This is a genomic window from Microbacterium sp. MAH-37 (genome assembly GCF_009758255.1).
Taxonomy (GTDB): Bacteria; Actinomycetota; Actinomycetes; order Actinomycetales; family Microbacteriaceae; genus Microbacterium.
The window spans coordinates 741,794-756,242 of record NZ_WSEN01000010.1 but is presented as its reverse complement, the minus strand read 5'-3'; the positions used below and the strand labels follow the sequence as shown (position 1 = coordinate 756,242).

Annotated in this window: 12 protein-coding genes; 5 read left to right on the top strand and 7 right to left on the bottom strand. The window is 69.5% G+C overall.

From position 1 onward, the window contains the following. The first annotated feature begins 42 nt into the window (after nt 1-42). From rpsR to fgd, 4 genes are all read left to right on the top strand, one after another. Nucleotides 43-297 carry a 30S ribosomal protein S18 gene (gene rpsR / locus GON06_RS17770; RefSeq protein ID WP_040168021.1) on the top strand — a complete coding sequence of 85 codons (255 nt, stop codon included), beginning with the start codon at nt 43-45 and terminating at the stop codon, nt 295-297. An 11-nt stretch (nt 298-308) separates the two neighbouring features. Further along, a complete protein-coding gene (rplI, locus tag GON06_RS17765) occupies nt 309-761 on the top strand; it encodes a 50S ribosomal protein L9 (RefSeq protein WP_157313644.1) in 453 nt (150 codons plus the stop codon). 100 nt (nt 762-861) lie between these two features. After that, the gene (gene cofE / locus GON06_RS17760) at nt 862-1,671 is read left to right on the top strand and encodes a coenzyme F420-0:L-glutamate ligase (protein WP_157313642.1); all 810 of its coding nucleotides are present in this window, start codon (nt 862-864) and stop codon (nt 1,669-1,671) included. Beyond that, nucleotides 1,668-2,690 (top strand): glucose-6-phosphate dehydrogenase (coenzyme-F420), encoded by a 1,023-nt coding sequence (gene fgd, locus GON06_RS17755; RefSeq protein WP_157313640.1) that lies wholly within the window; start codon nt 1,668-1,670, stop codon nt 2,688-2,690. The genes cofE and fgd overlap by 4 nt, the downstream gene beginning before the upstream one ends. Nucleotides 2,691-2,707: 17 nt before the next feature. Here fgd and GON06_RS17750 read toward each other — a convergent pair whose 3' ends face one another. The 6 genes from GON06_RS17750 to GON06_RS17725 all read right to left on the bottom strand — a co-directional run bounded on the left by GON06_RS17750 (nt 2,708) and on the right by GON06_RS17725 (nt 10,534). Continuing rightward, on the bottom strand, nt 2,708-3,499 hold the full coding sequence (locus GON06_RS17750) for an ABC transporter ATP-binding protein (RefSeq protein WP_157313638.1): 792 nt from the start codon (nt 3,497-3,499) through the stop codon (nt 2,708-2,710). Next, nucleotides 3,496-4,518 carry an iron chelate uptake ABC transporter family permease subunit gene (locus tag GON06_RS17745; protein ID WP_157313636.1) on the bottom strand — a complete coding sequence of 341 codons (1,023 nt, stop codon included), beginning with the start codon at nt 4,516-4,518 and terminating at the stop codon, nt 3,496-3,498. Before GON06_RS17745 ends, GON06_RS17750 begins: the two co-directional genes overlap by 4 nt. Before the next feature lie 59 nt (nt 4,519-4,577). Next, entirely contained in the window at nt 4,578-5,561 is a 984-nt protein-coding gene (locus GON06_RS17740; RefSeq protein WP_157313634.1) for a putative F420-0 ABC transporter substrate-binding protein, read from the bottom strand. A 336-nt stretch (nt 5,562-5,897) separates the two neighbouring features. Beyond that, complete coding sequence (locus tag GON06_RS19010) at nt 5,898-7,745, bottom strand: chaplin family protein (RefSeq protein ID WP_157313632.1); 1,848 nt, start codon at nt 7,743-7,745, stop codon at nt 5,898-5,900. A 96-nt stretch (nt 7,746-7,841) separates the two neighbouring features. Continuing rightward, the gene (locus GON06_RS17730) at nt 7,842-8,963 is read right to left on the bottom strand and encodes a hypothetical protein (RefSeq protein WP_157313630.1); all 1,122 of its coding nucleotides are present in this window, start codon (nt 8,961-8,963) and stop codon (nt 7,842-7,844) included. Nucleotides 8,964-9,382: 419 nt separating this feature from the next. Then, entirely contained in the window at nt 9,383-10,534 is a 1,152-nt protein-coding gene (locus tag GON06_RS17725; protein WP_157313628.1) for a hypothetical protein, read from the bottom strand. Between the two features lie 597 nt (nt 10,535-11,131). On the opposite strand from GON06_RS17725, the gene dnaB reads away from it, so the two are divergent. Continuing rightward, complete coding sequence (gene dnaB / locus GON06_RS17720; protein WP_157313844.1) at nt 11,132-12,499, top strand: replicative DNA helicase; 1,368 nt, start codon at nt 11,132-11,134, stop codon at nt 12,497-12,499. Nucleotides 12,500-12,838: 339 nt separating this feature from the next. Here dnaB and GON06_RS17715 read toward each other — a convergent pair whose 3' ends face one another. Then, nucleotides 12,839-14,422, bottom strand: coding sequence for an SIR2 family protein (locus tag GON06_RS17715; RefSeq protein WP_157313626.1), 1,584 nt, complete (start codon nt 14,420-14,422; stop codon nt 12,839-12,841). Nucleotides 14,423-14,449: the final 27 nt, after the last annotated feature.

The following is a 14,449-nucleotide window of genomic DNA, read 5'->3' as shown; positions in this document are numbered from 1 at the left end:
GCGGATGCCGCAGGCATCCGACTCATCTCGTAAGGAAAACTCATGGCTGGAAAGTCGAGCGGCGACCGCCGCAAGCCGCGGAAGGGCGCGAAGAACGCCGCTCCCGCGAAGTCCATCCGCGTGGGCGTCATTGACTACAAGGACGTCGCCACGCTTCGCAAGTTCATCTCGGAGCGTGGAAAGATCCGCGCCCGTCGTATCACCGGTGTCTCGGTGCAGGAGCAGCGTCTGATCGCCAAGGCGATCAAGAACGCGCGCGAAATGGCGCTCCTGCCCTACGCTGGCGCTGGCCGCTGAGGGGTACCGACATGGCAAAGCTGATTCTCACGAACGAGGTCGCCGGGCTCGGTAGCGCAGGCGACGTCATCGAGGTCAAGAACGGGTACGCCCGCAACTACCTCATCCCGCAGGGCTACGCCGTGGCGTGGACCCGTGGCGGTGCCAAGCAGGTCGAGTCGATCCAGGCAGCCCGCAAGGCTCGCGCGATCCACGACCTCGACGAGGCCAAGGACCTCAAGGCGAAGCTCGAGGCCGGACGGGTTCGCCTGTCGGTCAAGGCCGGCGCCGAGGGTCGTCTGTTCGGCTCGGTGAAGCCGGCCGACGTGGCCGACGCCGTCTCCGCTGCAGGCATCGGCTCGATCGACAAGCGCAAGGTGCACATCACCGCTCCGATCAAGTCGGTCGGCGACCACGAGGCCACCGTGCGTCTGCACGACGACGTGACCGCCGTGATCACCCTCCAGGTGATCGCCGCGAAGTAATCGCGTACACGCACGGAAGCCCCGTTCTCCTCGGAGAACGGGGCTTCCGGCGTTTCGGGCTCTCTTTCGCAGGAGAATGGAAGTGCGAGAAGGAGGCCGGATGCGCGAACTGCGGGTGTTCGCCCTGGAGGGCATCGGAGAGGTGCAGCCTGGGGACGACCTGGCCGCCATGATCCTCGCCACCGGCGTGCGGCTCCGGGACGGCGACATCCTGGTCGTGACCTCGAAGGTCGTCTCGAAGGCCGAGGACCGGTACGTCCGCGCAGACGACCGGGAGGACGCCATCACCGCCGAGACGGTGCGGGTCGTGGCTTCCCGCACCCGCAACGGGCACACGATGCGGATCGTCGAGAACCGGCTCGGCATGGTCGCCGCGGCTGCAGGCGTGGACGCCAGCAACACGCCGGACGGCTGGATCCTGCTGCTGCCGCTCGATCCGGATGCCTCGGCACGAGCCCTCGCCACGCGGCTGCGCGAGGCCACCGGGCACCGGGTGGGCGTGCTGCTCAGCGACACGCTGGGCCGCCCGTGGCGGGTCGGGCAGACCGATGTCGCGATCGGCGCAGCCGGTGTGCACGTGGTCGCCGATCTGCGCGGCACCCTCGACCACGGCGGCAGAGAGCTCAGTGTCACCGTGCCGTGCGTGGCCGACGAACTGGCCGCGGCGGCCGACCTGGTCAAGGGCAAGGCGAGCGGGCTGCCGGTCGCGGTGGTCCGCGGCCGGGCCGACCTCGTCGGCGACCTCGACCTGCCCGGTGCCGCATCCATCGTGCGCACCGGGGCCGACGACCTGTTCCGTCTCGGCTCCGACGAAGCGCGGGCACAGGGGTATGACGAGGGCTACGCCGCCGGCATCCGATCAGCGGGTGACCCATCCTCCGACATCCGATCCTTCGAAGGAGCGTCATGACACTGAAGCTGGGATACAAGGCGAGCGCCGAGCAGTTCGCTCCGCGCGAGCTGGTCGAGATCGCGGTCGAGGCCGAGCGGCACGGCATGGAGTCGGTGTTCGTCAGCGACCACTTCCAGCCGTGGCGGAACACCGGCGGGCACGCGCCGTTCTCGCTCGCCTGGATGGCGGCGGTCGGTGAGCGCACCTCGTCGATCCGGATCGGGACCTCGGTGATGACCCCGACGTTCCGGTACAACCCGGCCGTGCTCGCGCAGGCGTTCGCGAGCCTCGGATGCCTGTACCCGGGGCGCATCATCCTCGGCGTCGGCACCGGTGAGGCGCTGAACGAGATCGCCACCGGGTTCCGCGGTGCCGGAGAGCAGGAGTGGCCGGAGTTCAAGGAGCGCTACGCGCGGCTGCGCGAGGCGATCCGCCTCATGCGCGCCCTGTGGTCGGGAGATCGGGTCAGCTTCGACGGTGAGTACTACTCGACCCACGACGCCTCGATCTACGACCGCCCGGCCGGCGGCGTGCCGATCTACGTCGCGGCGGGCGGCCCGATGATGGCGCGCTATGCCGGACGCGCCGGCGACGGATTCATCTGCACATCGGGCAAGGGCGCTGAGCTGTACGTCGACCAGCTGGTGCCGGCGGTGAAGGAGGGACTCGAGCAGTCCGGGCGGTCGTTCGACGACTACGACCGGATGATCGAGATCAAGGTCTCGTACGAGGAGACCACCGAGGCCGCGATGGAGAACACCCGGTTCTGGTCGCCGCTGTCGCTCTCGAAGGAGCAGAAGCACGACATCACCGACCCGGTCGAGATGGAGCGGGCCGCCGATGCGCTGCCGCTGGAGACCATCGCGAAGCGCTGGATCGTGGGCAGCGACCCCGACGAGGTCGTCGCGCAGATCAACCAGTACGTGGACTGGGGCTTCAACCACCTCGTGTTCCACGCGCCGGGTCATGACCAGCGTCGCTTCCTCGACCTGTTCGAACGGGATCTCGCGCCGCGGCTGCGCTCCAGCGGTCGCTGAGCGAGCGGAACGAGCGCTCAGCTCACCGACGGCGCATCCACCGGCTCGCCGAACACGATCAGCGGACGCCCGGCGTGCTCGACGATCTCGGCGGTGACCCGCCACACCGCCTGCACACACTCCGGGGTGAGCACCTCGGAGGGGGAGCCCGCCGCGCGGACGACACCGCCTTCCAGCACGACGACATGATCCGAGAACCGCGCGGCATGGTTCAGGTCGTGCAGCGCCGCGACGATGGTCAGGCCGTCGGCGGCGAGGTCGCGCAGCAGCCGCAGTGACGAGAGCTGGGCGTGCACGTCGAGGTGGTTCGTCGGCTCGTCGCAGAGCAGCAGCTGTGGCTGCTGTGCGAGTGCTCGCGCCAGGTTCGCGCGCTGGCGCTCACCGCCCGACAGGGTGGATGCCTCGCGGTCTGCGAACACGTCGGCTCCGGTGCGCCGCAGACTCTCCTCGACGATGCCCTCGTCCTCGGTACTCGCCGTGGCCAGCCAGCTCTGATGGGGGATGCGGCCCAGCTCCACGATCTCTCGCACGGTCAGCCCGTCGGCCTCGGTCCACTCCTGTTCGACAAGGGCGATGCGCCGCGCGCGCTCGCGTCTGCTGAGCCGGCGCAGCTCGGCGCCGTCGTAGGCGATCGTGCCATCCTGGGCGGCGAGCACTCCGGCGATCAGCCGCAGCAGGGTGCTCTTTCCGGCGCCGTTCGGACCGAGCACCGCGGTGATCGCGCCTTCCGGCGCGGTGATGTCGACGCCGTCCACGATCAGGCGCGCGCCGGCGGTGTAGCTCAGCCGGTCAATGCGCAGCCCGCTCATGCCCGCACCTTCCGCCGCCGGCCCATCCTCATCAGCAGGACCACGAAGACCGGCCCGCCGATCAGCGCGGTGACGATGCCGACCGGCAGCTCGCGCGGGTCGAACGCGGTCCGAGCGACGGTGTCGGCCCACAGCAGGAACACGGCCCCGACGAGGAAGGACGCCGGCAGCAGCACGCGGTGCCGCACGCCGACGACGGCCCTGGTGGCATGAGGCAGGATCAGGCCGACGAATCCGATCGATCCGCTCACGGCGACGAGGGCGCCGGTGAGCAGCGCGCAGCATCCGAACAGGGCGACGCGCGCCCGGTCGACGGGCACGCCCAGCGCGGCGGCGGCCGAGTCACCGAGCGCGAGGCTGTCCAGGACTCGCGCGGATGCCAGCAGGGGCAGCGCGCACGCCGCCATGACCACCGCGGCGAGGACGACATCCCCCCAGTCCGCGCCGGAGAGCGAACCGAGCAGCCAGCCGAGGATCTCGCGGTAACTGTCGTTGTTCGAGCTCCAGAAGATCACCAGGCTGGTCAGCGCGGACAGCACTGCAGACACCGCGAGCCCGGCGAGGATCGTCGAGGTCGGCGAGCCTCCGCCGGCCGCTCGGGAGATGCCGAGCGTCAGCAGCAGCGCGATCATCGCGCCGGCGAAGGCCGCCGCCGGCAGGGCGATCGCGGCTCCGAGAACGAGCACCAGCACCGCGCCGGTGGATGCTCCGGACGAGAGACCCAGCAGATAGGGGTCGGCGAGCGGATTGCGGGTGAGCGCCTGCATGACCGCTCCGCAGACAGCGAGCCCACCGCCCACGACCACGGCCGTGAGCACTCTCGGCGTCCGCAGACGCCAGACGATGGCATCCTGCGTGACGGGCAGCACGGGGTGCGCGCCGGTCAGGTGCGCCCACAGCGTGCCGGCGACGTCGGCGGGCGCGATGCGCGCAGGACCGATGCCGATGGCGACGACCACGGAGACCGCCAGCAGCGCGAGCAGTGCGAGCAGGATCGAGGCGATCCGCACCCGCGGCATCCGTCCCCGACCGCCAGGCCGCGCGCGTGTCCCAGACGCGACCCGAGGCGGGGCCGAGGTCATCGCTCCGCCAGCTGGTCGATCAGCGAGGAGACGGCGTCGACGTTGCGCACCCCCGACTCGGTGGCCGGGAAGTCGACGGTGAGGAAGGCGTCGTCGCGTACGGCCTTCAGCGTGGAGGTCACCGGGTTCGCCTTCAGCACGTCGATCTTGTGCTGCGCGGTGTTCCAGGTCGAATCGACCAGCACGATCACATCCGGGTCGAGGTCGGCGACCTTCTCCCACGACGTGGAGAACCAGCTCTCCTTCACATCGGCGAAGGCGTTGGTCAGCCCGGCGCTGTGCATGAGCAGCTGCGGGGCGCCGATGCCGGCGCCGACGAACGGCTGGTCGCTGCCGGAGGAGTACCAGACGGCGGTCAGTCCTCGGTCGTCGGGGGTGAGCTTCGCCAGCTGCGCCTTCTGCGCGGCGACGAGCTTCTGCGCGGCCGCCTTCTCTCCGAGCAGGTCGCCTGCCTGCAGGAACGAGTCGAACACGGCGTCGAAGGTGAGCGGATCGGGCTGGTACTCCTTCTCCTGGCACGCGGCGGGGGCGACGTAGGTCGTGACGCCGAGCTGCTGCAGGGCGTCGCGCTCGCCGACGCCGTCGGCCGAGAAGTTCGACTCCCAGCCCGCGAACACGAAGTCGGGGTTCAAGGCGAGCACGGCCTCTTGCGAGGGAACCTTGTCGGCGAGCACCGGGATGTCGGCTCCGGCCGACGCGAGGTCGGCAGGCAGCGGCCCGTCGGAGTAGGCGGTGCCGACGATGCGATCGCCCGCGCCGAGGGCGAGGGCGAGTTCGAGCGTGGACGACTTCACCGTGACGATGCGCTGCGGCGGACCGTCGACGGTCACCTCGGTGCCGCAGTTGTCGACGGTGACGGCGGCGGATACCGGGGACGTCGGTTCCGGAGCGGCGGAGGCGTCAGCGGTACAGGACGCCAGGCCGGGAACGGCCAGTGCGGCGAGGGACAGGGCTGCGAGCGTGCGCAGGGTGCGGGGCATGTTTCCTCCGGGACGAGGCGTCCGAGGCGGTCGCTGTCGGAACAATCATCCCACCGGCGCGCGCCCGGCAGGGCCGCGGGCGCGAGAAGGGCGGGTGTCTCCGATTGGGAGGTTCGGAGACACCCGCCTGGCAGGCGCCGGAGCGCGCCGCCACTCCAGGGGTGACCGGGATGGTTGGGAGACGATCACGGCCTGGAGCGCGGATGCCGGTTGGGAGGTCCGGTCATCCGCACCGTGGACATCGACGCGGCTGCCCCTCCGGCGATGACGCCGATGTCCACGGGGGTCTGTGGTGCGTCCGGGAGACCCTGCGCATGCAGGGTCTCCCGGACACGGTCATGCGACGCGGCGTCGCAGGAGTCCGGCACCCGCCAGGAGCAGGAGCGCGGCGATGCCGGCAAGCAGCGGCGCCCCGCCGTTCCCTCCGGTCGAGGCGAGCGCGTCACCTCCCGCAGCAGTCGCTGCGCCGCTGCCGCCCACTGAAGCGGGCTGGTCGGTGCCGGGGTCGGTGCCCGGGTCCGTGCCGGGGTCGGTGCCGGGGTCGGTGCCGGGATCCGTTCCGGGGTCCGTTCCGGGGTCCATGCCGGGGTCCGTTCCGGGGTCCGTTCCGGGGTCCGTTCCGGGATCCGTTCCGGGGTCGGTTCCCGGGTTCGTGCCCGGGTCCTCGACCGTGCTCTCGCCGACCACCGCGATGGCGTTGCCGCCGATCGTGATGGGCACCGAGATCGGTGCCAGCACCTGCGTGCCGCCCAGCAGCGAGCCGAGCCCGTCGGTCACCGGGTTGAGCGGAAGGGACGGCGCGCCGCCGCCCGTGCCGGAACCTCGGGTCACCGTGCTCGTGCCCACGACCGAGACGGCATTGCCGACGACCGAGACCGGCGCGGTGACCGGCGCGAGCACCTGGCTGCCGCCGAGCAGCGAGTCCTCGCCATCCGTCGTCGCGCCGGAAGCGGGCATCGTGCTCGACCCCGTTCCGGACGATCCGGAGCGGTCGACGGTGCTGGTGCCCAGCACGGCGATGGCGTTGCCGCCGGCCGTGACGGGTGCCGTGATCGGGGCCACGACCTGCGATCCGCCGCCGAGCGACGATTCGCCGTCGGTGGCCGCCGCAGCGCTGGATGCCGCGGGCGCCGTGCCCGTGGCTCCCGAGCCCAGCACCGAGCTGTTCCCGAGCACCGAGACCGCATTGCCGGTGGCGCTGATCGGCGCCGTCACCGGCGCGACCACCTGGGTGCCGCCGAGGATGGCGTCATCTCCGCCGGTGACGGCGTCCGTCGCCGGAGCAGCGGATGCCGCGGGCGCGCCCGCCGGCGAGCCCTTCGCAGTGCTCGTGCCGAGCACCGAGATCGCATTTCCGCCGATCGTGATCGGTGCGGTGACCGGGGCCACCACCTGTGTGCCGCCGGCGACCGACGACTCACCGTCGGTCGCGGCATCCGGTGCGGTGGCAGCCGGCGCCGCCGCAGCGGAGCTGCCGCCCGTCGCCGTGCTCCTGCCGAGCACGGAGATCGCGTTGCCGCCGACGTTGATCGGTGCGGTGACCGGGGCCACTACCTGGGTGCCGCCGGCGACCGACGACTCACCGTCGGTCGTGGCCTGCGGGGCGGGAGCCGTGGAGGCGGGTGCCGCAGCGGCGGGTGCCGTTGCGGCCGAGGTGTCGTGGGCGGTGCTGCTCCCGAGCACCGACAGGCTGTTGCCGGTCACGGTGACCGGGGCGTTCACGGCCACGAGGGCCTGGGTTCCCGAGAGCACTCCCTGAGCTCCCGAGGTGGTGATGATCGGCTGCGAGGCCGGTGCGGGCGCCGCAGCCGGCGCGGGCGCCGACGTCGACTTCGAGGTGCCGAGCACTGCGGCCGACACGTTCTTGACGGTCACCGGCACGTTGACGGTCACGACCGCCTGCGTGCCGGATGCCGCACCGCCGCCACCGCTCGTGTGCGCGGCGGGTGCCGGTGCGGGCTGGGCAGGCGGTGCGGTGGTGGACGTGGCCTTCGATGTGCCCAGCACAGACACGGCGTTGCCGCTGATCTGGACCGGTGTGCTGATCGGGATGACGGCCTGGGTTCCGGACAGGATTCCGTCCTGGCCGTTGGTCTCGGCCGCGTTCGCGGCCGTTGCGCCGAGCAGCGTGATGCCGCCGGCGATGAGCGTGCCCCACAGGGCGCGCTTCACGATTGCATGCATGATTCAGTCCCCCTGACTGATGGTTCGGGTCTCGGATGTCGCGTGCGGATGCGCGCGGCGTTCTTTCGTCGCCCACAGGCGACAGCGAGACCCCCGTCAGTCGGGGGAGACGTCGGAGTCGGCGACGGGAGACGTCGGCAGGACGTCGTCGGTCGCCTGGGCAGTCCCGAGGCCGAGAAGGGCCGGGCTCTGCAGCGCATCGTCGATGCGCGCGTTCATGGTCGCCGAGCCGCCGGCGGAACCGGCGGAGGACGTAGAGGAGGCCGGGGCAGGAGTCGGCACCGGGGCGGCGGGATCGGCAGGTGCCGGTGCAGACGGGGCGCCGGCATCCGATGCCGTCGCGAGCGCCGGGGCGTGCGCGGCGGAGGCGAACAACTGTGCAAGCGCGTCAGCGGATCGGGGCGCACTGCTGGCCGGGGAATCCGCGGAGGGATCGACCGCGCGGGGCGCCTCCGAGGCGCCCGGGGCGGTCGGCAGAGCAGGTTCGACGCCGGGCATGGCGGGCCCGGCTGGGTCGCCCTCGTCCCGCGGCGTGACGGCGTCGATGACCGGCGGCAGCACGGCGTCCGTCACATCGGTGACGGTGCCTGTGGTGGCATCCAGCACGCCGGCGACGTCACGGACCAGCTCCGTCGCGCCGAGGCCGTCTGCGACCTCGCCGACGATCGGAACGCCGCTGACGGCGTCGAGCACCGGATCGAGGACGGCCGAGACCGGTGCGTTCCGCAGGATGCCGGTGACCGGCTCCGTCACGGACGTGAGCGTGTCGCCGGCGGCCTGCGCGACCGGGGCGACGACCTCGCCGACGACGGGGGTGCTCGTGACCGCGGTGACCGTGGAGTCGATGACGCCCGGAACGGCCGCGGCGACAGGCTTCGTCACCGCCGTGGTGACGGGGGCGACCACCTTCGTGACGACCGGGGTGACCACCTTCGTGACCACGGGCGAGACGACCTTGGACACGACCGGCTCGACCGGCTTCGTGACCGTCGTGACGACCGGGGCGACCGCCTTCGTGACGGGCTCCAGGGCATCCGTGACCGGAGACGTCACGGTCTGGACGGTGCCGGTGACGGCCGAGGTGAGCGAGCCCAGCGGGTTGTCGGTCTCGTCGGCGTGGGCGGCGGAACCGCCGGAGATGAGCGTGATCGTGGCCCAGGCGAGCACGCCGAAGGCACCCCAGATGACAGCCGCGGGGATGCGGCGTCGGGACACCATCGGGTTCACGCTGTGCTTCCTCCCCTGAAGACGACGAACGCGAGGGCGCAAAGCGCCCATGGCGGGAGACTACCCCTCGCGCCGCGACCGTGTCCACAGCGAATCGGGACTCGGGCCCGGCGGGGAAAGAGAAGGGGGCGGATGCCTCTCGGGAGGTGAGAGACATCCGCCCAGGAGGATGCCGGTGGCGGGGAGGCCGACCGGCATCCGAGGGGCGATCGCGAGGGAGGGGGAGGGGGTTTCGCGATGCCCCGAACTGCGGAAGGGGACGGGCGACGAGGCGGGGAGGGGGGAGGTGCCTCGCCGGGTCCGCGCATCCGCACCGGTGATCCGGACCATGGGTCGACGGAGCCACCGGATGCCGCGATGCGGGGAGCATCGCAGCATGTCGGACGGCCGCACGGATGGCGGCCGAAGTATCAGTCGGGGGAGACGTCGGTGGTGAACACCGGTGCCGCGGGCACGACGGACTGCGTGGCCTCTGCGGCACGCACGGGCGTGCCCTCCTGGGCGAGCAGGTCACCGGCGGGACGCGTCGCGACGGCGAGCGGGACGCTGGTGCTGCTGGAGGTCGTGGTCGACGGGGTCGGCACGGACGGGACCGAGAACTCCGTGTCGTCCGCCGGACCGTACGGTTCGGAGTGGGTCTCCTCCACCGGAGCCGCGCTCGGTGCGGCGGCGGCGGTGGGGCTGGAATTGTGGGCGGCGACCGTGAGAGTCCATGACGAGCCGGCCGCGTTCCGTGCCTTCGGGGCGGCGGAGTCGGCGGCAGGGGCCGCGTGGTGATGTCCAGGACGAGCATCGTGACCGCGGTGACGACCGTTGTCGTTCCAGCCGCGGGCGCGATCACGGTCGCGATCCCCGCGACTGACCTGGTGGAACGCGGCGTGGTGGGCCTTCTTGGCGCTGGTCGACACGGACTTGACGCTGGTCGCAGCCCACGTCGAGGTCGTGACCGTGCGCTTCACGGTGAACGCTTCGTCGTCGTGGTCTGTGCCCTGCACGTCGACCTGATCGGTGGCGCGAGCCTGATCGGTGGAGCGAAGGGTCGGCTCCGTGGCATCCGTCTGGTTCCGGACTCCGCCGACGGCCGTGAACGAGGAGAGCGTGGCCTGCTTCGTCGCCGGCTCGACCGTGCCCCGCTGCTCGGTGTCGGGGGACGTCGCGGTGTGGCGCGTGCGCGCTGCGGCGGCCGGCGCCTGTGCGGCGGGCGCCTGTGCGGCGGGCGCCTGCGTCTTCGCTGCGGCGTGCTGACCTCGGTCCTGCGTCTTCGCCTGCTGTCCCTGAGGCGCCTGCTGTCCCTGAGGCGCAGCGTGCTTCGTCACCGGAGCCGCGAGCTGCGCGGCGGCGCGATGAGCATTCGCCGCCGCACGGCCGGCGCGCGAGGCGTCGCGCTCCTGATGAGAGCTCTGCTGACTCGAGGCCGCCGGACGGTCGTGCGGGGCCCCGCGATCCGACGCGTGCGCGGCGCCTCCGCCGAACAGGGCGACGATGAGCGCCCAGGCGAGGACGCCCAGTGCTCCCCAGATGGCGACCGTGGGCACACGGCGCCGGGAAGTCGCGGCAGTCACTCGACTGTCTCCGTTCGGGATGAGGCGCGGTGCGTCTCGGATCGTCGTAGTTCAGGGTGGTGCGGGTCGGGTGACACGCAGATTCCGTACAGAGTACGCCACGAAGCTGAGTCCGTCGAGTGTCTTCTTCGGGTGCTGAGCACGGATTCCGGGCGTGTCGCCCCGTCGCGGCCCGGCAGGACGGGGCGCGGCCGTTCTCCCCAGGTTGTGCACATCATCGGGCCGACGAGAGCAACCTTCAAGCATCGGTTTAGATTGTTTTCCATCCACAGGGTGAGGAAAATAGAAAAGGCTGATCAAGAGGCATAAAATGGGTACGTATTGAAACTCTCCACTGAGTTGTCCACAGCTGTTCTTCACAGACACTCCGACGTTCTCCGCATCCTCTCCACAGAGTTATCCACAGGCTGTGTTGCACTGTGGAGGGCGGACTTCTAGCGTGGTCGAGCGACCGGATGTCGGGGGTGCGTGATTCGCTGTTCACAGCGGCCCGGAACGAGCATCCGATCGTGATCGCACGACTCCTGGATCGTGCGTCCTGGAGTGGCCGGAGCCGGAGGGAGCACTGTGTCGATCGCCGACATCACCGAGGACCGGATGGGCGCACCCCGCGGACCCGAGCGCACCCCTCCGCACGACCTGCTCGCAGAGCAGAGCACCCTCGGCGGCATGATGCTCTCGGCCGACGCCGTGGCCGACGTGCTCGAGACCCTCAAGGGCGCGGACTTCTACGTGCCCAAGCACGAGCTGATCTTCGAGGCCGTGCTGTCGCTGTACTCGCACGGCGAGCCGACCGATGTGGTCGCCGTCACCGATGAGCTGATCAAGACCGGCGAGCTGGGGCGCGCCGGCGGCGCCGACTACCTGCACACGCTCACCTCGATCGTGCCGACCGCGGCGAACGCCGGCTACTACGCAGAGATCGTCGCCGAGCGCGCCATCCTGCGTCGCCTGGTGGATGCCGGCACCCGCATCGTCCAGCTCGGCTACGACGGTCAGGGCGACGCCACCGAGATCGTCAACAGCGCCCAGGCCGAGATCTACTCCGTCACCGGTACGCAGGAGGCGGAGGACTACGTCCCGCTGACCATCGCCGTCGACGCCGCGCTGGAGGAGATCGAGGCCGCGAGCGGCCGTGACGGCACCATGACCGGCGTGCCGACCGGGTTCAAGGAGCTCGATGAGCTGACAAACGGCCTGCACGGCGGTCAGATGATCGTCGTCGCCGCCCGACCCGCTATGGGTAAGTCGACGCTGGCCCTGGACTTCGCGCGGGCGGCGTCCATCGGCAACGACCTGCCGTCGATCTTCTTCTCGCTCGAGATGGGCAAGGCCGAGATCGCGATGCGCCTGCTGAGTGCCGAGGGCGCCGTGCCGCTGCAGAACCTGCGCAAGGGCACGCTCGACCAGCGTGACTGGACCACCGTCGCCGCCACTCGTGGCCGCATCAACGACGCGCCGCTGTACATCGACGACAGCCCGAACATGACGCTCGTCGAGATCCGCGCGAAGTGCCGTCGGCTCAAGCAGCGCGCCGGGCTGCGGATGATCGTCATCGACTACCTGCAGCTGATGACCAGCGGTAAGAAGGTCGAGTCGCGCCAGCAGGAGGTCTCGGAGTTCTCCCGCGCGCTGAAGCTGCTCGCCAAGGAGCTGCAGGTGCCGGTGATCGCGCTCTCGCAGCTGAACCGTGGCTCCGAGGCCCGTCAGGACAAGAAGCCGCAGATCAGCGACCTGCGCGAGTCGGGTTCGATCGAGCAGGATGCCGACATGGTGATCCTGCTGCACCGCGACTCCGTCTACGACAAGGATGTTCGTCCCGGCGAGGCCGACCTGATCGTGGCCAAGCACCGTAACGGTCCGACCGCGACGATCAACGTCGCCTTCCAGGGCCACTACTCCCGCTTCGCCGACATGGCCCCCGGCGACTTCGGTGGCGGCGGAGGCGGCGGCGACTTCAATTGAGGTCGGCCCGCAGCCGCTCGGCCTGACGCAGCACAACCGGGCGCTGCGGGTCTGACGAATGAAGATAAGACGCGGCGTACCATTGCAGCGACACGCGGGTGATGTAACAGAATCGAAGACACCCCGCGCTCATCCACGTAGAGTCGTATCTATGGAGGCACCGGCATGACCAGCAACCAAGATCGGGCGCAGGGCCGCTCGCGCGCGGTCAGGTCATCCGATGAGATCGCCGCACGATCGCTTGCGGAGCGGCGCGTCCAGGAAGCACGTGAGTCTGTGCGCGTGCGGGATCAGAGCAAAACGCGGGACTTCTTCGTGGCATACGCGAACAGCCACTGATCACGCATCAAGTAGGCGTTGGCCCAGATCGAGCATGTAGGCGACAGCCTTTTCGGTGGTTTCGCTGGCGCGGGTCATCCGCGCAGACGTCATGCGGTTGCTTGATGCGAGCGTGAGCACGCCCACGATGCAATCTCGCGCGCGAATAGGCACGGCCAGGAACGCCTTGGAAGTGTACCTCTCGAGGGACTCACGCCCCCGCTCTAGGTCGGAGATGTCGTAAGCGCCGGCGCGCCCCTCGATGAATGCACGTACGGGGGCCAAGTAGGTCGCGGTATCCAGCGGGCCGCACTTGCCTTTTGCGCCGTCGAGGGTCCGGCCATCCGACGCTGCCCACCGCACCAGCTGCCGCTCGGGCGCTATAGGAAACGCGCGAACCCACAGTTCGAGTCTGTATCTCTCTGACTCCGGTGACAGCGGGTCGATGTTCGGCGTCAGCTCGAAAATGGGCAACAGCTCTTGCAACGCTTCGTGAAGCTTCTCTGGGGTGCCCTGGTCAAGTCCAGCCGCACCGGACCATGCTTGCCACCATGCATCAAGGCGATCCATGTAGCTCCACGACAACGGTGCGTCACTCCGCGGCTGGGGGAATGCCGTGCGTAGGGTCATCTCGCCCACCAACTGTGCCACTTGCCCGTGAAAGTCCGCAAGCACGGGCGTGACGCTGAGTTCTGTCGCCCGATCGCGCAGAAGATCAAGGCTCAATGAGTCGCCGTCCGTATTGAGATCGTAGGCATGGCTGCCCTTCGTCAGTACGGCGAGACGTTCCCCGCTACCGCGGGTCGAGCTTAGAGCGCGAACCAGCGGGAGATCTTGCAAGCTACTGCCCACGATGACCGACAACGGGTGACTTTCGAAGCCGTGAATCAGTGCGGCCCCAACAGCCGTCGCAGTCGCCGCGTAACTGTTCTCATCGAGAACGATCGGCCAGCTGACAGGGCCGTTGGAGGGAACGCGTCCGTGGAGATACACCACTGTTATGTGGGAACCAGGCATCTCTGGATCCATCCGAAGCGGATCTATCGTGTAGATGGGATCTTTGCTGTTGATGCCCACCACGCGAAGACCTGGCACGCCGATCTCTGCCAATGTCTCGATTGAATCGCGAATCTCGCGGTAGCGCTGTTCGATGTGGTCGTCATAGTTGGTTGTGAAGATCGTTGTCTGACGGCCCCGCAGCGCTCGAAATAGTGCGAGCTGCACGATGTTGAGAGAGAGCTTGCCGCCTTGCCAGGTTGCGGCGGTGCCATAGAGGGAACGTTTGATTCGCTTTCGAAGCGTGTCCTGCAGAGACTGCTTGGACCCCGCAGCGACTGCGCGGAGAGTGTGAATCAGGCTGGACGCCAGTTGCTCCGGGGGCACGGTCCTCACTGCTTCAATGTCGGCGCGTCGTGGGCCTTGGCGATAGTTTTTTGAGTGCTTGTCCGGGAAGCAGGATTGGATGAGCGCACTCCAGCTATGACCAGTGCGATCAATCGTCACACCCGCGCCGCAATACAGGAGCAGTGGCTCTCGTTCTTCGGCAACGCGATCGATGGCGGCGCTCGTCAGAGGGCTTTCGAAGAACGGTGTTCGACTACGCACTCAAACATCGTTTCGCATTTGGCTACC